This window comes from Candidatus Manganitrophaceae bacterium, assembly GCA_016200325.1.
GTDB lineage: Bacteria > Nitrospirota > Nitrospiria > SBBL01 > Manganitrophaceae > Manganitrophus.
On the sequence record JACQEZ010000019.1, the window covers coordinates 200,631 to 223,026 of the forward strand.

21 protein-coding genes are annotated in these 22,396 nt (G+C 58.1%); 17 read left to right on the forward strand and 4 right to left on the reverse strand.

All coding sequences use genetic code 11. The features are described from left to right. Positions 1-601: 601 nt before the first annotated feature. The 9 genes from HY282_15860 (at position 602) to HY282_15900 (ending at position 8,324) form a co-directional block, all read left to right on the forward strand. On the forward strand, positions 602-1,564 hold the full coding sequence (locus tag HY282_15860; GenBank protein ID MBI3805226.1) for a thiamine pyrophosphate-dependent dehydrogenase E1 component subunit alpha: 963 nt from the start codon (positions 602-604) through the stop codon (positions 1,562-1,564). Between the two features lie 66 nt (positions 1,565-1,630). Next, positions 1,631-2,611 (forward strand): alpha-ketoacid dehydrogenase subunit beta, encoded by a 981-nt coding sequence (locus HY282_15865; GenBank protein ID MBI3805227.1) that lies wholly within the window; start codon positions 1,631-1,633, stop codon positions 2,609-2,611. Between the two features lie 16 nt (positions 2,612-2,627). Beyond that, positions 2,628-4,043 (forward strand): 2-oxo acid dehydrogenase subunit E2, encoded by a 1,416-nt coding sequence (locus tag HY282_15870; GenBank protein MBI3805228.1) that lies wholly within the window; start codon positions 2,628-2,630, stop codon positions 4,041-4,043. A 39-nt stretch (positions 4,044-4,082) separates the two neighbouring features. Beyond that, a complete protein-coding gene (locus tag HY282_15875) occupies positions 4,083-4,937 on the forward strand; it encodes an ABC transporter ATP-binding protein (GenBank protein ID MBI3805229.1) in 855 nt (284 codons plus the stop codon). A 49-nt stretch (positions 4,938-4,986) separates the two neighbouring features. Next, positions 4,987-5,946 (forward strand): ATP-binding cassette domain-containing protein, encoded by a 960-nt coding sequence (locus HY282_15880; GenBank protein MBI3805230.1) that lies wholly within the window; start codon positions 4,987-4,989, stop codon positions 5,944-5,946. Between the two features lie 100 nt (positions 5,947-6,046). Next, entirely contained in the window at positions 6,047-6,982 is a 936-nt protein-coding gene (locus tag HY282_15885; protein ID MBI3805231.1) for a sigma-54-dependent Fis family transcriptional regulator, read from the forward strand. Positions 6,983-7,226: 244 nt separating this feature from the next. Beyond that, on the forward strand, positions 7,227-7,607 hold the full coding sequence (locus HY282_15890) for a hypothetical protein (GenBank protein ID MBI3805232.1): 381 nt from the start codon (positions 7,227-7,229) through the stop codon (positions 7,605-7,607). Positions 7,608-7,659: 52 nt separating this feature from the next. Further along, positions 7,660-7,827, forward strand: coding sequence for a hypothetical protein (locus HY282_15895; GenBank protein ID MBI3805233.1), 168 nt, complete (start codon positions 7,660-7,662; stop codon positions 7,825-7,827). 242 nt (positions 7,828-8,069) lie between these two features. Beyond that, positions 8,070-8,324: a hypothetical protein gene (locus HY282_15900; GenBank protein ID MBI3805234.1), complete on the forward strand. Its 255-nt coding sequence runs from the start codon at positions 8,070-8,072 to the stop codon at positions 8,322-8,324. A 299-nt stretch (positions 8,325-8,623) separates the two neighbouring features. On the opposite strand, the gene HY282_15905 is transcribed toward HY282_15900, so the two are convergent. Further along, positions 8,624-9,016, reverse strand: a complete 393-nt coding sequence (locus HY282_15905) for a hypothetical protein (protein ID MBI3805235.1) — start codon at positions 9,014-9,016, stop codon at positions 8,624-8,626. A 753-nt stretch (positions 9,017-9,769) separates the two neighbouring features. Between HY282_15905 and HY282_15910 the strand changes: the two genes are divergently transcribed. The 4 genes from HY282_15910 to HY282_15925 all read left to right on the forward strand — a co-directional run bounded on the left by HY282_15910 (position 9,770) and on the right by HY282_15925 (position 11,997). Then, a complete protein-coding gene (locus HY282_15910; protein ID MBI3805236.1) occupies positions 9,770-10,012 on the forward strand; it encodes a BON domain-containing protein in 243 nt (80 codons plus the stop codon). Positions 10,013-10,019: 7 nt separating this feature from the next. Then, entirely contained in the window at positions 10,020-11,021 is a 1,002-nt protein-coding gene (gene gap, locus HY282_15915) for a type I glyceraldehyde-3-phosphate dehydrogenase (protein MBI3805237.1), read from the forward strand. Between the two features lie 37 nt (positions 11,022-11,058). Further along, positions 11,059-11,253 (forward strand): hypothetical protein, encoded by a 195-nt coding sequence (locus tag HY282_15920; GenBank protein MBI3805238.1) that lies wholly within the window; start codon positions 11,059-11,061, stop codon positions 11,251-11,253. Between the two features lie 441 nt (positions 11,254-11,694). Then, on the forward strand, positions 11,695-11,997 hold the full coding sequence (locus tag HY282_15925) for a hypothetical protein (protein ID MBI3805239.1): 303 nt from the start codon (positions 11,695-11,697) through the stop codon (positions 11,995-11,997). Between the two features lie 14 nt (positions 11,998-12,011). Here HY282_15925 and HY282_15930 read toward each other — a convergent pair whose 3' ends face one another. Beyond that, complete coding sequence (locus tag HY282_15930) at positions 12,012-13,220, reverse strand: FAD-binding oxidoreductase (GenBank protein MBI3805240.1); 1,209 nt, start codon at positions 13,218-13,220, stop codon at positions 12,012-12,014. Positions 13,221-13,837: 617 nt separating this feature from the next. Here HY282_15930 and HY282_15935 point away from each other — a divergent pair. Together HY282_15935 and HY282_15940 are read left to right on the forward strand one after the other, a co-directional pair. Beyond that, a complete protein-coding gene (locus HY282_15935) occupies positions 13,838-14,296 on the forward strand; it encodes a type II secretion system protein (protein ID MBI3805241.1) in 459 nt (152 codons plus the stop codon). Between the two features lie 15 nt (positions 14,297-14,311). After that, entirely contained in the window at positions 14,312-17,212 is a 2,901-nt protein-coding gene (locus HY282_15940; GenBank protein MBI3805242.1) for a PD40 domain-containing protein, read from the forward strand. Positions 17,213-17,252: 40 nt separating this feature from the next. Here the strand turns inward: HY282_15940 and HY282_15945 are convergent, their stop codons facing one another. Further along, the gene (locus HY282_15945) at positions 17,253-17,792 is read right to left on the reverse strand and encodes a type II secretion system protein (GenBank protein MBI3805243.1); all 540 of its coding nucleotides are present in this window, start codon (positions 17,790-17,792) and stop codon (positions 17,253-17,255) included. A gap of 86 nt (positions 17,793-17,878) precedes the next feature. Next, positions 17,879-20,482, reverse strand: coding sequence for a hypothetical protein (locus tag HY282_15950; GenBank protein ID MBI3805244.1), 2,604 nt, complete (start codon positions 20,480-20,482; stop codon positions 17,879-17,881). 139 nt (positions 20,483-20,621) lie between these two features. Between HY282_15950 and hemL the strand changes: the two genes are divergently transcribed. Beyond that, entirely contained in the window at positions 20,622-21,905 is a 1,284-nt protein-coding gene (hemL, locus tag HY282_15955) for a glutamate-1-semialdehyde 2,1-aminomutase (GenBank protein ID MBI3805245.1), read from the forward strand. A gap of 1 nt (position 21,906) precedes the next feature. Further along, on the forward strand, positions 21,907-22,302 hold the full coding sequence (locus tag HY282_15960) for an ATP synthase subunit I (GenBank protein ID MBI3805246.1): 396 nt from the start codon (positions 21,907-21,909) through the stop codon (positions 22,300-22,302). Positions 22,303-22,396 lie beyond the last annotated feature (94 nt).

A 22,396-nucleotide genomic window follows, 5' to 3' on the forward strand; every position in this document is an offset into this window, starting at 1 on the left:
GGAGGATCGGAAGAACGCACCGGTCGCTGGATCGTATTGATCGTAACGGAGGGGGATATGACTTGCAGAAAATGTGGGGGATTGATGTATAAAGAGGTTATCTACACGCAACAGGGGTCGCTCCTTGTTTTTCGCTGCATTCACTGCGGCGAGATCATCGATCCGCTGATCGTGACCAATAGACGGTAGAAGCCCCGGCCGGGCCGCTCAAAACCGCCCGGCCTTTTTCAGACCGACGATTCATGGAACACCTCCCTTCCGCAGTCACACCCGGACCGGAGAGGATCAAACCGGTTTTGTGAAAGGGAATTCGTTTCTGCGCCTCGTTCTCAGGAGGGACCTCTCCTCCATCTATATTTTTTATCGTGAACGAGATGGCACCGCAACCCCAACGAAGCCTCAAGCACGGCGGCTTCCACTAACGGGAGGGTGGAGGGTCCGCTCTCATCAAAGCGCTCCGACCCACGGATCTCGCGACGCCGGCCGAAACGCCGGCGTCGCCTTTCCCTCCTGGCCGAACCGGCCTTTCCGCAATCGCCCCCCAAGATCTTCATATTCGATTTATGTTAGAATAATCTATTACAAAATAAGGGGCGTCTCCATGGAGACCAAAGAGGACCGGGAGCTCTACTTTTACCTAAAATTGACGCGCGAGTTCGAAGACCGTGTCTCCAAACTCCACCGGCAGGGAAAGATCTTGGGAGGGGTTTACTCCGGGATGGGGCAGGAGGCGATCGTGGTCGGCGTCTGCTATGGGTTGCGCCGCGAAGATTTTATCTCCCCGATCCATCGAGACATGGGAGCCTTTCTCGTAAAGGGGGTCGACCCCAAGCGGCTGATGGCGCAGCTCTTCGGGAAGAAAACCGGTCTCTCAAAGGGGAAAGACTCCTTCCTCCATGCGGGCGATTTGGAGCGGGGTGTTTTCGGATCGACCAGCATGCTCGCCTCTTCCCTTCCGGTCGCCACCGGCGCCGCGCTGAAATTCAGAATCAAAAAAGAGCCGTATGTCGCGGTCGCCTTTTTCGGAGAGGGGGCGAGCAGCCGGGGCGACTTTCACGAAGCGCTCAATTTCGCCGGGGTTCACAAGCTTCCGGTGATCTATGTCTGCGAGAACAATTTCTACGCCTACTCCACCCCGCAGAACCTTCAGATGGCGGTGGAAGACATCGCGATCCGCGCCGAGGGATACGGCTTTAAAGGGGCGGTCTGCAGCGGCAACGACCTTCATGCCGTCATGAAAACCGCGCATGCGGCGATCGACCGGGCCCGCCGGGGGGAGGGGCCGACCCTCATCGAGTGCAAGACCTATCGCTACCACGGCCACAGCGAGCACGACCAATCGTGGTACCGGCCGAAAGACGAATTGATCGAGTGGGAGAGCCGCGATCCGATCCAGCGGTTCGAAATCTATCTTGAGAAAAGAGGAAACAACGTCGATCAAATTAAGGACGAAACTGAAAAGCGGGTCAAGGAGACGGTCGACGAGGCGGTCCGCTTCGCCGAAGAAAGTCCCTGGCCCGATGGAAAAGAAGCGTTGGAAGACCTCTACGCGAATCCATTCTAACTCCCGATGAGACGCCCGCTCGCTTCGCGCGCGCCTCGTCTGTCTTAACCTTGAGAGCCTAGAGCGATGCCGACCACCTTTATCAAGGCAATCCACGACGCGATGTTCGAGGAGATGAAGCGGGACGACAATGTCTTCCTCTTGGGGGAAGATGTCGGCATCCTCGGCGGGGCGTTCAAAGCGACCGAAGGGTTTCTGCAGGAGTTCGGCGCGGAGCGGGTGATCGACACCCCGATCTCCGAGTCGCTCATCATCGGCGCCGCCATCGGCGCCGCCATCTTGGGGATGCGGCCGATCGCCGAGATGCAATTCGGAGATTTCATCACCTGCGGTTATGATCAGCTGATCAACATGGCGGCGACCCTCCGCTACCGACACGGCGGGCGGGCGCAGGTCCCGATGGTCGTTCGGGCCCCCTCCGGCGCCGGCGTCCACGGGGGGCTCTTCCACTCTCAGAATCCCGAATCGTACTTTCTCCCGGTTCCCGGCCTGAAGATCGTCGCCCCCGCCACCGCCTATGATGCCAAAGGACTTTTAAAAGCGGCGATTCGGGACAACGATCCGGTTCTCTATTTCGAGCACAAATATCTCTACCGGCGGATTCAAGAGGAGATCCCGGAAGAAGATTACATCGTCCCGCTCGGAAAAGCGGCGGTCCGCCGTGAAGGATCGGACATGACCTTTATCACCTACAGCGCCATGCTTTATCCCTCTTTGGCGGCGGCCGATCGGCTGAAGGCGGAAGCGGGAATGGAAGTGGAGGTGATCGATCTTCGGTCGCTTCGCCCGCTCGATTGGGAGACCGTCTTCCGATCGGTTCGAAAGACGAACAAGGTCGTCATCATCCATGAAGATCGGAAAACGGGAGGGATCGGCGGCGAGATTTCGGCCCGGATCAGCGAGGAGTGCTTCGATGCCCTTGACGGCCCGATCATCCGGGTGACCTCGGAAGACACCCACTACGCATTCAGCCCTCCGCTGGAGGAATTCATTTTGCCGAATGTGGATAAAATTCTCGCCAAGGCAAAAGCCTTGGCCGCGTATTAGAGAGCTGCGGAAAGAAATGGCGACCAAAGTAATCATGCCCCAGATGGGCGAGAGCGTTGTCGAAGGAAAAGTGGCAAAATGGCTGGTCCGCGAAGGGGACCGGATTGAAGCCGATCAGCCGATTGCCGAAGTGTCGACCGACAAAGTCGACGTTGAAATTCCCTCCCCCGGCGCCGGGACATTGATGAAGATCTACGTTCCGGAAGGCCAGAGCGTCTCGGTCGGGGCGGAGCTCGCCCTCATCGGCGACGGAAAAGAAGCGGAGAAGGAAGCATCGCGCCCCCCCACGGTGGAGCGCCCGCCGGCGGCGACACCGGGGCGTCCCCCCGTTGTCGAGCCCCCCCCCACGCCGCAAGGGGCGGCCGCCCCAAGCGCTCCCCCCAAAAAGGACGAACCCCGCACTCAGGACAGCGCCGAATCGGGTCAAGAGCGGGCCGACGGCGGCCGGGTCTCCCCGCTGGTTCGAAAGCTGGCGGAGGAGTATCAAGTCGACCTCTCCCAAATCAAGGGGAGCGGGATCAGCGGGAGGGTGACCAAACAGGACATCCTCCGGCATGTCGGAAAAGAGGAAGCCGCGCCGGAAACCGTTTCAAAGGAAAAGATCGTCCCGGAAAAGACAAGCCTCTCCCCGCCCCCTCCCGCGGCACGCGAGGCGGCGCGGCCCGCCGCTCCGTCAGGCCGGGCGCAGCTGGAATTCAAAGAGTACAAAATTCCGCAATATGAGCCGAAGGAGGGAGATCAGGTCGTCCCCTTCTCGCGTCTCCGGAAAATGATTGCGGAGCATATGGTTTACAGCAAGCAGACCGCCCCGCACGTCACCACGGTTGCCGAGGTCGACATGTCGAAGGTCGCGCGGCTTCGGGAGGAGAAGAAAGGGGCCGTCAAAGAGCAGACCGGGTATGACCTGACCTTTCTCCCTTTTATTGTCTCCGCCGCGATCCGGGCGATTGCAGACTATCCGGCGCTCAACGCGTCGGTGGTCGGAGAGAGCCTGGTGCTCCGGAAAGAGATTCACATCGGCGTCGCCGTCGAGACCGAAAAGGGATTGATGGTCCCGGTGATCCGCCGCGCCGAGGAGAAGTCGCTCGCCGGTCTCTCCCGCGCCGCCGCCGAACTGGCGGAAAAAGCGCGCAAGGGGACGCTGAGCCCCGACGAGGCGACCGGCGGCTCGTTCACGATCTCCAACCCAGGGAAAAAGGGAAACCTTTTCGGGACGCCGGTGATCTTTCAACCCCAAGTCGGGATTCTCCGGATGGGGGAGGTCGTCAAGCGGCCGATCGTCCTGGAGGTGGACGGAACCGACACGGTCGCGATCCATCCGATGATGTACCTCGCTCTCTCCTACGATCATCGGGTGATCGACGGCGCCACCGGAAATCTCTTTCTCCATCGAGTGAAGGAGATCTTGGAAGAAGGACATTTCTCTTTGTAGAACCGCTTCAAGAAGATGACCTGATCGATCAGGAGGCGCATGCCGGAACCGATTCTGCAAGTTCAAGAGCTAAAAACGTACTTTTATTCGATGGAAGGGGTCGTCCCGGCGGTCGAAGAGGTCAGCTTTGAGCTGCACCGGGGTGAGACGTTGGGACTGGTCGGTGAGAGCGGATCGGGAAAGAGCGTGACCGCCCTCTCGATTCTCCGGCTCGTTCCCGATCCCCCCGGCAAAATCGTCGGCGGGAAAATCCTCTTCGAGGGGCGAAATCTCCTCGATCTCCCCGAGAGGGAGATGCGGCGGATCAGAGGGAACCGGATCTCAATGATCTTTCAAGAGCCGATGACCTCGCTCAACCCGGTCTTGACGATCGGAGACCAGATTGCAGAGGGAATTGTCCTTCATGAAAAGGTCGGCAAGAAAGAAGGGATGGCGCAGGCGGTGGAGATGCTCCGGAAGGTGGAGATCCCCTCCCCGGAGCGGCGCGCGCGGGAGTATCCCCACCAACTCTCGGGGGGGATGCGGCAGCGGGTAATGATCGCGATGGCGCTCGCCCTTCGTCCCTCCATTTTGATCGCCGACGAGCCGACCACGGCGCTCGATGTCACCATCCAACGGCAGATCCTGAACCTCATCCTTAAATTGCAAGAGGAGATCGGAATGGCCGTCTTGCTAATTACCCACAACCTCGGTATCATCGCAGAGACGGCACAACGGGTGGTGGTGATGCAGGGAGGACGGGTGGTCGAGACGGCCGACGTTTTCTCTCTCTTTGAGAGACCGCAACATCCCTATACGCAACAGCTCCTGGCGGCGGTTCCGAGGCTCGGAGAGACGAAAAAGTGGTCCAAAAAGAACCGAGAATCTGCCCTGAGCGGTCTGCCGCCCGGGTAGTGCGGTAAACGGGGAGACCGCGCCCCCATAGAATTCTCATCGATTTTCCATGCTGCTAGAGATCAAAGGTCTTAAAAAATACTTCCCGCTCAAAGGGGAAGGGCTCTTCCGGCGCTCCGATCGATTTCATCCCGCCGTCGACGGCGTCGATCTGACGCTGCAAGAGGGGGAGACGCTCGGTCTGGTCGGTGAGAGCGGCTCTGGAAAGAGCACGCTCGCCCGGACGATTCTCCGGCTGATCGAGCCGACGGCGGGGGAGATCTATTTTAAGGGGACCGATCTTCTCTCCCTGCCGAAAGAAGAGATGCGAAAGATGCGGCAGAAGCTTCAGATTATTTTCCAAGACCCGTACGCGTCGCTCAATCCGAGGATGACGATTTTGGATATTGTCGCCGAGCCGCTCGATATCCACTTCTCCCTCTCTCGGGACGAGCGGCGGGAGCGGGTTGTCTCGATTCTCCAGCGGGTCGGACTCGGCGCCGCGATCCTCAACCGGTATCCGCATGAGTTCTCCGGAGGCCAGCGGCAGCGGATCGGCATCGCCCGGGCGATGATTCTTCACCCGGAGATGGTGGTGGCCGACGAGCCGGTCTCCGCGCTCGACGTCTCCGTCCAGGCCCAGGTGATGGAGCTGCTGGCCGATCTTCAAGACACCTTCCGCCTCTCTTATCTCTTCATCGCGCACGATCTCTCCCTGGTAGAGAGCTTCGCCGATCGGACGGCGGTGATGTATCTCGGAAAAATCGTGGAACTGGCGAAGAGCGACAATCTCTACAGAAATCCGCTTCATCCCTACACGCAAGAGCTTCTCTCGGCGGTGCCGATTCCCGATCCCCGGATGCGGAACAAACGGGAACGGCCCGGTATTACAGGAAAACCGTTTGCCCCCTCTTGCAATCATGCGCCGGAAGAACCGACGCAGCTGGTCGAAGCGGAGTCGGGGCATTTTGTCGCATGTCATTTGAGGCCGGCCGAGCTTCGTCGGCGACCCAAGGAGGGGGTGAACTAATTCTATGGAAGCGACACAAGGTTGGGAAGGTCAGAAAGATTCGCTCGATCCGCAAGATCCGCCGGGTCCGCAGCGCAAGCTAGATGGAGGAGCTTCATCGATGAAAGAAATCATTGGTAAAAGCGAGCCGATGATGGAAGTCTTCAAGATGATTCGACTCGCGGCCGATACCGATCTCTCCGTCATGATTATCGGAGAGAGCGGTACCGGAAAAGAATTGGTCGCCCGCGCCATTCACAATGCCAGCATCCGACGAAAAGGGGCATTTATTCCGGTCAACATCGGCGCCCTCACCCCCGACCTGGTGGCCAATGAGCTCTTCGGCCATGAACGGGGGGCCTTTACCGGCGCCCACGCCCAGACCGCCGGAGCGTTCGAGCGGGCCGACGGCGGAACCCTCTTCCTCGACGAGATCGGGACGATGGACCAGAAGACGCAGGTGACCCTGTTGCGGGCGATCGAGGACAAAGCCTTTTATCGGGTCGGCGGGAAAGATCTGATCCATGTCGATGTCCGCATCCTCTGCGCAACCAATGAAGATCTGCAAGCGGCCGTCCAAAAGGAGACCTTCCGCAAGGATCTCTATTTCCGGTTGGAGGGATTTATCATCCGGCTTCCGGCGCTTCAGGAGCGAAAGGAGGACATCCCTCTCTTGGCCAGCGCCTTCCTGGAAGAATATAACGAAAAATACAAGAAGGGTATCACCGATTTCTCGAAGGAAGCGATGGATCTCTTCGTCAATTATCCGTGGCCCGGCAATGTCCGCGAGCTGAAGAATGTGATTCAGCGCGCGGTCCTGCTCACCCCCCGGAACATCATCACCCCCGAGTACCTCCCCCGCCGCTTTCAGCAGAAGAGCGTCCCGAACAATAAGATCGTCTTCGATGTCGGCACATCGCTGGGAGATGCCGAGAAAACGCTGATTATTCGAACCCTCAAAGACCGCAAAGGGAACAAAACGGCAACCGCGAAGATCTTAGGAATCAGCCGGCGATCGCTTTACAATAAAATCCAACAATTGAATATCAAGGTCTGACATCTCTTCGGCCCCCCTTCCCAAGGGGCCTTTTTTATGCGTAAATTCTTCCCCGTCTTTGGAATGGGGTGAGAAGTTATTTCACGAATCGACCCGCCCGAATCGCAATCCTTTTTTTCATTACAGACCGAATCTCAATTAGACCCGTAAAAGGCGGAGCCTTTTTCCTTTTCGCCGCGGCAGAACACAGGTACGGATATTGCTTCTTTGGAAGCACCAAGGCAATCGACGAGGAGAGAAAACAATGTATCAAAAAAACCTGATGGTGCTTGATCAGGGGAGGGAGGGATTGGGTCGGCTGACTGCGCTCGGCACAACCTACAATCTGGTGCTGATCCACGAAGCATCGGATGCGCTCTCCTTCCTTCAGCGCATTCCGGTAGATGTGATTTTGCTCAGAGATCAAATGTCGGGGATGGATGCTCTGGAGTTCCTGATGAACCTGCACGATCTTCACACTTCGGCCATGGCCGTGGTGCTCTATCACGATCGCTTTCCGGCGTTGCTGCCTGAGATGCCGGAGCTTGCGAACGTCTGTTTTCTGAGAGAGCCGATCAGCAGCGACGATCTCAATCGGCTCATCACGCAACTGGAAAGTGCCGGACAAACAGAGCGGACGCATTGAGGGGAGTTCAGCTCAATACACACACCCAAGACACATTATAAAGGAGGAACCCATGGAAAATTTCAGAAGGGTGATTTTTGCGTCAATTGCAATCCTCGCGTTCGTTGCATTTATTTTTGAATTTGTCTCCCCCTCGCCGCAATGGGAGCGCCTCTTGGAGTCGTGGTTTAAGCAGGGACGGCGCGCCCTCGACCAGGGGAGAAAAACCCTCGGTGTCTGATTTAAGCCACCTCCGTCGGCGCGGAACGACGGTCTATCTGTAAAGATCAAGGAGTCCTATGCCCGACAGCTCGCTCCGCCTTCCGCCGGTTCAATTTCCCCTGCTCGGGAACAGCGCGGTCATAGGACTCTTCAGCCTGCTCCATCTCTTTCTGGCGGGTCTCTCGGTCGGATTTTATTGTCCTGGCCTCCCTTTTTGAATATCTCGGGATAAAAGATCCGCTCTTCACGCGGCTGGCAAAGATGCTCGTGCAGTTCATCGCGGTTATTTTTAGCCTCAGCGCCACCTTTGCCGTGGTGATGCCCGAGCTTTTTGTCGGCCTCTTTCCGGTCTCGACCGTCTCTCTTTTCCGACACTTTGAGTTTCCGATGTACGTGGCGATCGCCGTCTTTTTTCTCCACATTTTCTCCCTCTATACCTACTGGTATCAGTGGGACAAATGCGGCAACGGAGTGTCGCCCGGCATATCGCCTGGGGGGCGGCCGCCGCGCTTCTGATTTTAATCTGGGGAGGACTGCTCGATGGGATCGGCTCTTATATGCTGACGCCGACCGGGCGGGCCTTCGACGACCTCCCCCGCTTTTCGGCGGCGCGTTTTTCCTTTCTCCTGAACCCCACCTGGGCGCCGTTGGTTCTCCACCGGTTTTTCGGAAGCCTGATCGTCTCCTTCTATGCGATCGGACTCTACGGCCGCAGAAAAAGAGTGGAGGGTGCCGGACCGAAAAAAAGCCCCGACCGCCGCGGCCGGCGAGAGATCGGGGCTTGGAGCCGATTCGGAACCGGCCATTTCAAACGACTAGGGAAGGGTCGGTTGTGCCCGCTGCACGGAGGCCCCTTCTCCCGTCCGCGGCAAGATCTCGATCGCCCGAAGGTCCATCACCAGATCGACCTGGTCCCCCTTCTGAAGGGTGCTGAGCTGGCCTTTGGCATCGCCTTCGACATTGAATCGATTGATCTTCCCTTCCGGCGTCCGGATTTCGATCCGGCCGGTCTGTGGGTCGACACCGACCACCTCTCCGCTGAGGCTTCCAAGGGTCACCGATCCGCCCCCTTTCCCCTCGTCCCCGCCGACCCCTTCCTGCGGCTGTTGCTGATTAAGGTCGCGGTCCGGCGGAGCGGTTGCAGCAAAGGAGGTCAACGGCAACGCGAGAACCCAGATTCCTAAAAATACGATTTTCCATCTTTTCATTTTAAGACTCCTTCCCGATAAAAACCGGTGGGCACCCACTCCACTCAACCGGAGGACCACCGCTTTATTAAAAACCACAGATGAAGATTGTTTCACCGTTTCGCGACGCAAGGAGATCGATCTTACCCCTGTCCAGCTCCGGCCGAAGATCAGTGGATAAGAGGGGACGGTATGAGAGGGAGCCTTTCTATCTGAGGCCGAGCCGCGCTCGGCCCGTCCGAAAAGTTCTTTCCCGTCTCGCTCGGTTGCGCCGTTCCTGCCAAGGCGGTCAGCGCCATGACCGTGAAGAAAATCAAAGCAAACAGGGTCGCAAAGACTGAGAGATACCGCTTCATCATACTTTTCCCTCTACACATGCACGCGCGTCGCGCTTTTCCTTCCAAACTGAACCGCCACGACCGGCGTCGCCCGGACCGGATGTGAGGCTTCCTGCTCTTTATGCTATTAGAGCAAGAAGAATGCCTTTCTATCCGGAGGACAATGGATCTTATATCGTCATTGTCCTCCTTAATTTAGGTCGCTTTCATTCAGACGTGAAAAGGTTGCTCGTTGATCCTGGCGCAAAAAAAAAGGGCGGTTATTTTTTTACATTGTCTAGGTCGGTTGGAATGAGGCGGAGAAGCTCGACCGTCCGGCGTCATACTCCGCTTTTGTTTGCCGGTACAGATATTGCTGTTACATGAATCATAAATAATTTATCAGATTATTTTCTTTATTGATCTGAGTCTAAAGCCACAGTCACAGGTGTTTCGGATGAGCGAGCCCCATCGAACCACGTCAGACGAGCAGATCCGTGCGCGGGTCGTACAAAGCCTCCAACGCCATGCCGTCATCGAATCTCCGCCGCATCTTCGGATCGTCGTCCGCGAGGGGGTGGTGCGACTCGAAGGGAGCGTCTCTTTTCCGGCAGAAAAGGCGATGATTGAAGAGGTCGTCCGGCTGACCGAAGGGGTCGCAGCGGTCGAGAACGCGCTTCGAATCATCCGGGTCGCCTGAAGGAGGGATGATGAGACGAATTGCAATCAACGGATTCGGCCGGATCGGCCGAACATTTTTGCGGATCTTGCTCCAACGGCAGGAGAAGGAAGTGGAGGTGGTCGCCCTGAATGATCTCGCCGATCCGGAAAGCCTCGCATATTCATTTAAATACGACTCGGTTCATGGTCGATGGCCGGCCCCCTTTCGGGTGGAGCGGAATCATTTTGTCACGGATGGGAAAAAGATTGCCGTCCTGAACGAAGCCGACCCCAGCCGATTGCCTTGGAAGGAGTGGGAGATCGACGGGGTGATTGAATGCTCGGGGAAGTTCACGAACCGGGCGGGGGCGCTCAAACACCTGCAGGCCGGCGCCCGAAAGGTCCTCATCTCCGCCCCCGCTTCCGACGCCGATCTCACCGTCGTAATGGGGGTGAATGAAGATCAATACCATCCCGAACAACACCAGATCCTCTCGAACGCCTCCTGCACGACGAATTGCCTCGCCCCGATCGCCAAGATCCTCCACGAAACATTTACGATTGAACAGGGCCTGATGAACACCGTTCACGCCTATACCGCCTCACAGTCGCTCCTCGACCGGCCGATGAAGAAGAAGCGGCGGGGCCGGGCGGCGGCCCTCTCTCTGATCCCGACCACCACCGGGGCGGCCGTGGCGGTCGGAAAAGTCTTGCCGGAGCTGGCGGGAAAGCTCGATGGGCTGGCGGTCCGCGCACCGGTGCCCGATGTCTCGATTCTCGACCTGGTGGTCCAGACGCGGGAAGCGGTCGACGTCGAAAAAACGCTCGGAGCGTTTCGACGGGCAGAGCAGAACCCGCGCTTGGCATCGATTCTGCAAGTGTGTGAAGAGGAGCTGGTGTCAGCCGATTACATCGGCTCCTCTTATTCGGCGGTGATTGATGCCCCCTCGACGATGGTGATGGGAGAACACCTCCTTCGGGTCCTCGCCTGGTATGACAATGAGTGGGGCTTTACCAACCGGCTGGTCGACGTCGCGAGACTGATTTAAAAAAACGAAACGGATTTAAAAACCAGAGGAGAGTAGAATGGTCTTAAGAGAAGCAATCCCGAGCACCTTGTTGAGAGAAAAACAGCTTGCAAAGGAAACCTCCTGCCTGAATCGCGGCGATGGAAGGTATTTTATTGTTCATCGGGTCAGCCAGTTTGCGAAACGAAACCCGCGAAAAGAGCTCCGCAAGCGGCTGAAGGAGATCGACCGCCTCTCCCGCTACGCAAGCTAGCGACCTTAATGCAAGCAGGATCGCCTGCGCGCGGCAGACCCCGTTTCGCCGACAGGCATCACCCTGCACGACATGGAAGCGGACGAGCTGGATCGGACCGCGGCGGCCACCCGGCCGATCTCTCCTTTCCGTATTATCGTTATTAGCCGGTCTGACCCCTGTCGTGGTACGTGGCTTCCGTCATTCTCACTCCCACGGAAACTTGTCGTAGTTTCTCCGATTGAAGCTCCCTCTTCTTCATGAGATTCCGTTTGCTGACCGCCGACCCGGGTTGGATCAGCGACGACACGTCCAATATACCTAAGAAGGCCCCGCCTGAGGTAAAACGCCGCATTCCGCCAAGTTGTATCTGAGGGGTGAAAAGACTTAAAATAGAGAGTAGGACTTTGAGCATCGGGTGAGGAGTCGGTCATGACATCTTGGAATAAAATGAGAGAAGACATGACGAGGGAAATGAAAGAAGAGGCGCCTGACGGGCGGGGGGCTTCGATCGCGTCAAAGAAGGCCGACCAGCTCGCCCAGGTCGGCAGGCTCCGGTATCAAATTTTCTTGTTCGAGCAGAAGGGAGAGAAGACCTTCTCCGAGATCGGCGAGCGGCTGTTTCAGATCGCGCAGGCCGACGGCACAGAAGACCCGACCGCCGATCCGTTGATTAAGAAGAAGCTGGCAGAGGCAAAAAAAATAGAGAGAAAATTAAGATCCCTCCACAACAAGATGGCGCAGCTTCGGGAAAAAGCGGCATAGCATTTCAGCAGCGTTCAAATGTGCAGCCCCTCCGGCACCGTCCTTCCCTGTTCAAAACGCTCCCCCGAGAGAGACGTCAAATCGAGCGTCCGATATTTCCCTTCGACCATCAGCTCCGCCAATGCCTGACCGGCGGCGTAAGATTGCATGACCCCTCGTCCTGAGAAAGAGTGCGCCTCAAAGAGATTGCTCCGTCCCGGCACCCGGCCGAGGATCGCACTTTTATCGGGGGAGACCTCGTACAGACCGGCCCATCCGCCGACATATTTTAATTTTTCAAAACCGCTTCCCCGCGCCCAAAGGCGCGGCCAGATCTCTTGAACGAAGAAATCGTACCCCTCCTCCTCGAACCGGTACCCCTGCGGCTCGGTCGGAACCGAATAACCGGCCAAGATATGATCGGCCTCAGGATGAAAGTAAAGCCCCGACGTATCGACGATCATTCCATAAGGTGAAAGATCGACCTCTTGGCTATGAGAGACCGAGACCTGCCGGCGGACCGGAACGGAGGCGATCTCCCGTCCATAGGCGGTTGCAAGGCGCGGCGCCCACGATCCGGCGGCATTGACCAGCAGGCCGACCGAAAACGCCACGGTCTCCCCGCCCACCGGCAGCACCCCCTCTTTCAAAAATTGCGCTGTCTCCTCATCGGAAGAGATCGCACGGAGGTGGACCGCTCGGACTTTATCCTGCTCTAAAGTAATCCGTTCCACGGCATGATGGTCGATCCAGACCACCCCTCGCTCGGTGGCGAGCCGCCGGTAGTGAAGCTTCAAAAGATTCGGATTGATCAAGCCATCGCGGGAGGAAAAGGTGGCTGCCGTCACCCCGTCGAGGCGGTCGAGAAAGGGATAACGCCGCTGTAGGTCGGCGGGGCTGAGCGCTTCAATGACGACCCCCCGCTCCCGCTGCAAGGCAAGCCGCCGCGACGCCCCCTCCCACTGCGCTGAATCGTAGAGCCAAAGATAACCCTTCTGCTGAAATCCGACTTCGGCAGCAACCTGCTCATAATAGGCAATCGACCGCATCCCCAAGTCGATATTGATCGGCTGCTCCCAGGTGGCGCGCACCCCGCCGGCATTCCGCTCGGTCGATCCCCACGTTCCGGCGAGATCAAGATCGACCACGCCGATCGTCCCCCCGCGCCGCTCGGACAGCGCCATGGCGATGCTGCTTCCGATAATCCCGCCGCCGATGATTAAGATATCGAATCCCCGATCCAACCGCCCCTCCTCCCTCTCTCCGTCTTATCCGCCCCTGTCGTCCCGAAGCGCTCTCTTTCATTATATCCAAATTTGACCGACGGACCAATCGGGGACTGAAATGGTGGCATCGCACTTGCATTTTTAACAACTCAATTGGAGTGACCGGCCGGTGATCGAGCCGGGTGGAATCGAGAGAAGCAGCTTCTTTTTCAATTCCACCCTGCGAGATCACCGGCTCATGAACCGATTTGTAAATTGTTCACAGTTTTTTTCCTTTGGTCGACCTGTATGCCAGGACATGCGGGAAGACCCAAGGGGAGGCCCCGCCGGAACCCCCCTTCACTCCGGCTGTTTCGGGTTCATCGAACCCATGGGGCCTCCCCTTGTTGCGATTTTTCTTCTCCTTCTCCTCTCCTTAGAGAGGCAGAAGCAGAGGGGCGGATCAACTTTAAAGCGCTAAACCGGCTCACCCAAACGGTCTTTTTCCTCGCATCCCCCTTGGCCTTTCACCTTGACCTTTTTAAACGATCCGATATAATCGCTCTCGCACTGAGATGAGATGGAGCGCAGACGCGAGAAAGCCCATTTTTCAATCCTCCCCGGCGAAACAGGACGGTTTTTCTCTCCTGGAGTTGATGGTCACCCTCGCGATCATCTTCATTCTGGCGGCCACCGCCTTGCCTCTGACGAAAAACCTGGCCAGACGGGCCAAAGAAATTGAGTTGCGCCAGCAGCTTCAGACTGTCCGCGCCGCAATCGATGATTTTCATCGGGACTGGAACCGCGACGGCGAGGCGCTGATCGGCGAGGCATGCAAAAAAAATAAGCTGACCTGCAAAGAGGTCAGCAGCGACAACGGTTATCCCAAAACCTTGGAGAACCTCCTCAGCGTGGAGCTGACGGGGGAGTTGAACAAGACGATCTGGAAATACCTTCGTAAGATCACGCCCGATCCAATCACGAAAACGGAGTGGGGCCTGCGCTGCTACGTCGATCCCCCCGACGCCGAGTTATGGTGTCAAGAAGACATCTATGACATCTATACAACCAGCAACGAGACGGCCCTCGATGGAACCCGCTATCGCGATTGGTAGAAGGGCGGAGCGTGCGTGAAGAGAAACATCTTCGCAATCACCGCTGCGATTCTCATTCTGCTCCTTATCTCGGGATGTATCCCCCTCCCTCTCACCCCGCCGAAATTCGATCCTGCGTTGGAGTGGAAGACCATAGAGAGCGCCCACTTCTCCATCCATTTCCATCAGGGGGAAGAGGAGATCGCCGCGGAGGCGGCGCGTGAGGCCGAAGAGGCATACCGTTCTCTGACGAAGCGGCTGAGGTGGACCCCCCGGGGGAGGACGCAGGTGGTCTTGATCGACAATGCCGACACCGTCAACGGACAGGCGACCCCCTTCCCCTACAATACCATCTACATCCACCCCTATCCCCCGGCCGCCGGAATTCTCACCCCGATCCGTTATCAAAACTGGATTCGGGCAATCCTCTTCCATGAGTACACCCACATCGTCCAGCTCGATCAGGCCACCGGACTCCCCGGCGCCGCCCGGTATCTCTTCGGCCGATCGATCGTCCCGAATGTCTGGCAGCCGCTCTGGCTGATTGAAGGGCTCGCCACCTTTGAGGAGGGGGAGGCGGGAACGACTGACCGGGAAAGCGGCCCCTTCTCGGAGATGATCCTTCGAACCGCCGTTCTCTCGGGCCGATTCAAATCGATCGACCAAGCCCACAGCCCCGACAGCTGGCCCGGCGGAATGACCCCCTATTACTATGGCGCCGCCTTTCACCAATTTCTCAAGACCCGATACGGCGACGAAAAAATCGCCTCATTAAGCCTTGCCTACAGCGCCAGACTCTTCCCCTTCTTTGTCGAAAGCAATGCCGACGACGTCCTCGGCGAGCGCTTCGGCACCCTCTGGAAGGAGTGGAATACCGCTTTAGAAAAGCGGTATTTTAACGAGGCAAAGCGGTTGAGAGAAGAAGGACTGACACCGGTTCGGAATCGGACCGAGTCGGGCTTTTGGAACCTCGCCCCGGTCCCCTCCCCCGACGGCAAGCGGCTCGCCTACACCGAGATCAACTCGCGGGAACATCCCCACATCGAAATCGTCGGACAGGAAAAACAGGATGAACACGATGAAAAAGATGAAAAGGGAGCGTTTTCAGTTCGGCGCAACTCCGATGTCGGCCTTTCTTGGACCCCGGACAGCCGGGCAATCGTCTTCTCGCAGATGGAGCTCGTCTCCAACTTCTCCGCCTACAGCGATCTCTACCGCTTTGAGCTGGAGACCCAAACGCTTCAACGGCTGACGACGGGTCTCCGGGCGAAAGATCCCGACGTCTCGCCCGACGGCCGCAGGATTGTTTTCGTCCGGCAGCAGGTCGATCGCAATGATCTTTTGATCTGGGAAGCGGGCGAGACCACACTTCTCCTGGCCGGGGAGAAGAACCAATTTTTCGCCACCCCGCGATGGTCTCCCGATGGCAGACAGATCGCCCTCTCCGTTTGGAAAAATGGAAACCAGGATGTCGCCTTGTTCGATCCGGCGGAACGACGGCTCGCATTATTGATGGAAGACCCAGCGCTCGACCTGACGCCGGTCTGGTCTCCCGACGGCCGCTTCCTCCTCTTCGTCTCCGATCGGGAGGGGATCTTCGATCTCTTCGCCTATGGCGTGGAGGAAGGGCGGTTCTACCGGGTGACCCGGCTCCTCGGCGGGGCCTTCTCTCCGTTCGTCTCGCACGACGGGAAGACGATCTTTTTCTCGTCATACGATGCAAACGGCTTCGACATTGCGACGATCCCCTGGGAGCCGGCCCGTTGGAAGCTCATTTCAATCGCTCCTCCGGCGACGCCGACCTCCCCCTCGCTACCGAACGAAGAAGCCGATCGACCGGCGGCGCAGGAAGCGGTCGGGCCGATTCATCCCTACTTTGAGCCGGCGACCCTTCTTCCCCGTTTTTGGATTCCGTTTTTCGGGGCAGATGAAAAGGGAGCGACGGTCGGCCTTCTGACCGGTGCGTTCGATCCTTTGGGAAAAGACAAATACCTGTTGGATCTTCTCTATGGCACCGAGAGCGAGCGGCTTTCCTATCAATTCGACTATTGGAACGATCACTTCGCTCCGACCCTTCATCTTCAGTGGCTCGACCAGGCGATCCCTCATCCGAAGCTGCTCCTCCGCCCCGACGGCGACGAGGAGACCTATTGGGAGCGGGAGCGGCGCATCCGGGTGGAGACGATCTTCCCCTTTTTGGCGTTCGATTGGCAGATGGCGCTGGCGGTCGGCTACCAGAGGGAGGAGTTGACTGCGCTGACAAACCCCTCTCCCACCCTTCGTCTCCCCGAGGAGGGGATCTTGAGCGGTCTTCGTCTCTCCTGGCTCTACAACAGCGCTCATGAGTATTCCTTCTCGATCAGTCCGGAAGAAGGGCGGCGTCTGTTTTTGATCGAAGAGATCGATCAAAAAGGGCTCGGCGGCGATTTCAATCGCCGGAAGACGACCGCCGGCTGGCGCGAATATCGCAGCCTCCCCTGGCCGAACCAGGTTCTCGCCGCGCAGATCTCCGGCGGGATCGCCCAGGGAGCGCTGTTGGTCCAGCGGAGTTTTCAGCTCGGCGGCTTGACCGCCCCCTTCGTCGAATTTGAGGATGCGCCGTTTCTTCTGCGAGGCTATCCCAATCGGGAATTCCGGGGCGAGCGGGCCCTCTCCCTCTCGATCGAATATCGCTTCCCGCTCATCAATCTCGAACGGGGGTGGGACACGCTGCCGTTCTTTTTCAGACGGCTGCATGCCACCCTCTTAAGCGATTTCGGAAACGTGTGGGACCGGGGCGAGAAAGTCCTTCCGTTGAAAAGTGCGGTCGGCGCCAGCTTCGGAACCGATCTCCTCCTCGGCTACTATCTCCCGCTCCGCCTGGAGGCGGGGGTGGCCCGGGGGCTGTCGGAGGAAGGAATCACGCAGGTCTTTTTCACCCTCGGAAACGCCTTCTAAATTTATCGGAAACGTGTCTTCATTTAAATGAAAAGCGAGACTAGGAGGGGGGCGGACTGTCGGGAGAGACCGGGGGAGAAGAAGGTGCAGGGGAAGAAAGGAAGGGACTCTGCGACCCGCCGGACGTTTTGGGGGCCGGGGCGGCGGGGGGAATGATGGCCGCTTGCTGGGGATTGTATTCGAAAACCCATTCGGAATATTTTTTCTTCCCCTCGAAACTTTTTAACACTTCGGGGAAATTTGCCGTCTTCAGCGGCTCCTCATCGCTGCTGGTTCGGACCCCTTTGACCCGTCCGCTTCCATCTCGAATCAGCACCCACTCCCCGCCGGTGATCGGGTCGGCATAGACCTTTCTCAAATAACGCCGGACCCCCGGCACGCCGGGATCTCTCACCAACTCTTCCAGCGTCCGCGGATACTGTGAAAACCCGGCCCGGCTCGTCCGGTAGTAGAGCTCGATCCCGTGCCGGATCGCCATCCCTCGGAAGAGAAGCTCCGTCTCCCGCTCCCGCTTGGCCACCGTGGTCATCTGCCGGGCGGCGACCCCGATCATCGTCCCGATCAGAACGATCGAAAACATGACGGCAAGGAAAGTAAATCCTTTTTGATCGCGGCGGAAGAGAGGAAAGAAAATTCGGCTAAGTCGATCGGATTGGATCCCTCCGATTACTGCGTCCTCCTATAAACCCCTGTTGCAACAGTACCGGCATAAACAATATTGCTCTGCTGCGGGTCTATAAGAATAGCATAAACCGGTGACGACATTCCATCGTCGAGGTGGGACCACTGCGCCCCTTCATCGGTGCTTTTGAAGACCCCGTCGGTGGAACCGACGAGGAGGGTCGCGCCGGAAGAAGGCCCGGCAGGATTGAATGAGACAAAATGAACATCGGCGGACCGGAGCCCTTCAACCAGGGACCAGTTGGCCCCTCCGTCGACCGTTTGATAAAGTCCTTGAGTCGTCCCGGCAAAAAGGACCGACGACGATTCGGGATGGATTGCCAATGCAAAGATGCTCCGGTCGGAGAGGTTCCCTGAGATCGGAAGCCAAGTATCGTTTCCGTCCAAAATCATTTTGAAGACGCCACTCTGAAAGGTTCCGGCATAAAGGATCGACGGCGTTCCGGGGAAGATTGTCAGCGTATCTATTCCGGTGCTCGTCAGTCCATTGTTGACCGGCGACCAGGAAAGATGGCCCTCCGTCCCTTTGATCCCGCGAAAAACGCCTCCCCCTTGGGTCCCGGCATAGAATCGATCGGGCTGATTGGGATCAATTACCAGACTCGTAACGAACTTGGAGATCTGTTGCGACGGCAGGTTCGGCTGATCGGCCGGTCCGTTCTCTTCCCGCCAACTCCCGCCGCCGTCCAGGCTGTTGTAAATCCCCGCCTCCGACAGGGCGGCATAAATGATCGCCGGGCGATTTGGGTCGACCACCAGCGCCTGAACCCCTTTGATTGGAAGACGCGTCGTCATCGCCGTCCATCCCTTCCCCTGATCGACACTCTTATAGATCCCCGCGGCGCCGCCGACATAAACACTCCCCCCGGCGGGACCGATTATCGCCTTGACCAGTGCGTTGGGAAGCGGATTCGTGACGTTATCAAGGCTTCCCAGATCAATCGGCATCCAGCTTCCCCCGCCATCGCTGCTCTTGAAGAGCACCCCGACCCCCCCGGCATAGAGAAGGTTTCCGTTTGCGGGATGGACCAGGATCGAGCGGATATCGGTGGAGGTGAGCCCCTGGTTGCGCTGCACCCAGCTCCCTCCTCCATCGGCACTCTTGAAGACCCCGCCGGTCGCGCTGGCGGCATAAAGGGTATTCGAATCGAGGGGGTCGATAGCAATGGCATTGACCGATCCCATCGAGGCCGCCCCGACGGCGCGCCAGGGCACGCTGCCATCCGTCGTTCCCTTAAAAACGCCCGATGGCGTCCCGGTATACAGGATGCCGCCCGGGCCGAGTGCAAGCGCTAAGACGGCGGCATCGGCGAGACCGGTGTTGTTTGCCGTCCAGCTCTCCCCGCCGTCGACGCTCCGGTAAACGCCTGCGCGCGTGCCGGCATAGAGGGTCGGCAATTGGGCATGCGGGACCGAGGGATCGAGCACCAGGGAGGAGATGTCATAGCTGTCGGGCGTGTCATCCGGGACCGTGGGGGTGGAGTCGAGTCCGGCATTGCTTGCGCCGAGGAATTCCCCCGCCGGACCGCTGGTAAAAACCCCTCCGCCGCCGGTTCCGACATAAAGGGCCGTCATCTGGCTGGGAGTTCCAGCGACTTCCGCCGAGAGAGCGGTCGGGGCGCCGCTCTCCGTCACCGCGTAATAATAGGAGGTCCCGTTATGAGCGGTTGCATCGACGAAAGTGGTGGTATTGACCCCCCCCAGGGGTGAGATTTTGGTCGACGCCGTCGTCACCCCCGGGCTCTCCTGCCGATAGACATCATACGTCACCCCCGCGGAGGTGGCATTCAAAGCGACGGTGTTCTGGTTATTTCCCACCGTCACCTTGATCCCGTCCGGAGGAGGAGTCGGACCATTTACTTTCGCTGCCGGCACGGCGGCCACCATCGACGAAGGGACCGTCTCCTCTCCGCCGACCAACGCGGTTAAGACATAATAATAAGGCGTTCCATTCGTGAGGCCGGTGTGACTGTACTGTAGCTTGGTCGGATCGGTGAGATTGATCGACGGCCATCCCCCCAGAGCAGGCGGTGAGGTGCAGGAGGAGCAGGAGAGAGAGTAGAGGCGGTAGGCGGTGGCATTCGGAACGGCATTCCATTCCAACGTATTGAGGGTGTCACCCGAGGTCACCCCCACCCCGCCGGGCGGAGCGAAGGGATGATAGGCCACCGAGAAAACGGTCTGTTGGGTCAACCCTTGGCCCACCGGCTGCCAGGACGCTGCGCCGTCGCTCGTTTTGTAGAGGTCGCCCCCGGCGACGGCGGCATAAATTTTCAGCGGATTGATGGGATCGACCAGGAGCTTTCGGACCGGCAATGCCGGAAGGCCCCGGCTGGCCGGCGCCCAGGTGGTACCGCCGTCGGTGGTCTTATAGACACTCAGCGTCGAAGTCGCGGCATAGACGACATTCGCATTGGTCGGATCGGTCGCCAACGCATAGAAAACTCCCTTGGAGAGATTGCTGTTCTGGACCCAGCCGGTGGGGGTGACGACGGTATTCCCTTCCGGTCTTCTTGGATCATTGCTGCACGCGGCATTTAAGGCAAGAAGGAAAATCGCTAAGATATTGTTTTTAAAAAGTTTTTTCATCTATTTTCCTTAGGAGCTTATTCGAAAAGGATAGTCGAGGATCGAATCTCTGTCAACTTAACGAGATCCTGTTTTGGCTTCGCTTGACTTGCCCCGCGCCTTTCCATAGAATGGACCGACATTGCGGGAGTGTGACTTTATGAAGCGAGAGAAATCGGCGGCCCTTTTTCAAGAGGCGGAGAAACGAATCCCCGGCGGGGTCAACTCCCCGGTTCGGGCATTCAAAGCGGTGGGGGGAAATCCTCTCTTTATTAAGAAGGCGAAGGGAAGCAAGATTATCGATGCCGACGGAAACCGGTTCATCGACTATGTTCTTTCTTGGGGACCGATGATCGTCGGCCACGCCCATCCGAAGGTCGTCGAAGCAATCCAGAAAGCGGCGGCAAACGGAACCAGCTTCGGCGCGCCGACCGCTTTAGAGGTCGAGCTCGCCAAATCGGTTCAAGCCCATTTCCCATTGATGGAACGGATTCGGTTCGTCAACTCCGGCACCGAGGCGACGATGAGCGCCATCCGCCTCGCGCGCGCCTACACCCGAAGAAACAAAATCATCAAGTTCGAGGGGTGCTATCACGGCCATGCCGACTCCCTTTTGGTCAAGGCCGGATCGGGCGCCACCACCCTCGGCGTTCCCGACTCTCCCGGTGTCCCGCCCGATCTTGCGCGGGACACGATCACCCTCCCCTTCAATAACCTGAAGGCGATCCAGCGGACACTCGAGCAGGAAGGAAATCAGATCGCCTGTTTGATTGTCGAGCCGATCCCCGGCAACATGGGGACGATCATTCCGGAAGACGGTTTTCTTCCGGGATTAAGAGAACTAACGCGGCCGTTTGGGATCGTCCTGATTTTCGATGAGGTGATGACCGGATTTCGCGCCGCGCCGGGCGGCGCGCAGGAGCGCTATGGGATCCGTCCCGACCTGACCTGTCTTGGAAAGATCATCGGCGGCGGTCTTCCGGTCGGCGCGTATGGCGGGAAGCGAGAAATCATGGAGATGGTCGCTCCGGTCGGGCCGGTCTACCAGGCCGGCACCCTCTCCGGCAATCCGCTCGCGATGGCGGCCGGACTAGCCACCCTCTCGCTGCTGAAAGATCCGGCCGTTTACGAAAAGCTCGACCAGCGGGCGGCCGAACTGGCCGAAGGGCTGGCCGCCGCCGCCCGAAAGGCGCGCCTCTCGGTTCAGATCAACCGCATCGGCTCGCAGATGACCCTCTTCTTCAATGCCAACAAGGTCGTCGATTATCAGACGGCGCTTCAGTCGGATCGAGACCGTTTCTCAAAATGCTTCTCGGCTCTTTTAGAAGAAGGGGTCTACCTTCCCCCGTCTCAGTTTGAGGCGTTCTTTCTCTCGACCGCCCACACTGCGGCCGACATCGAGAAGACGGTTGACGCAGCCTACCGGGTTTTCAAAAAGCTCTAAGATGCAATCGCCTCCAACCTCTCCTCCCCCGTTCGACCGAGAACGATTCCTCGCCCGGAGCAATCAGGCACTCCACCGGATTGAGCGGAACGAGTTGATTATCCTCGCCGCCGTCGGCCTGATTACCCTCCTTTTCTTCGGGATGTTCGGGGGGTCGATGATGATCGGCGGCGTCTTCGGGATGTTCAACTTTCGAAGCCTGCACCGGATGTTCCAACGCCGACTTCTCGATCCCTCTCGCCAAAAAAAAGAGCAACTCGCCTATAGCTTAAAGGTGTTTCTCATTGTCGGACTCTTCTTCTATATCATTCAATGGCAAACGATCAGCATCGCCGGGATTCTCATCGGCTTCTTCATGATCACCAGTGCCGTCGTGATGGAGACCCTCCGGAAGTAACCTGACGCGCATCTCGCGCATCTCGGAGGAAGCTTCTCTCTCCGCCGCGCCTTTCCCCACGTCTCTTTCTCCTTCAAGAAATCCAGAACAAAAA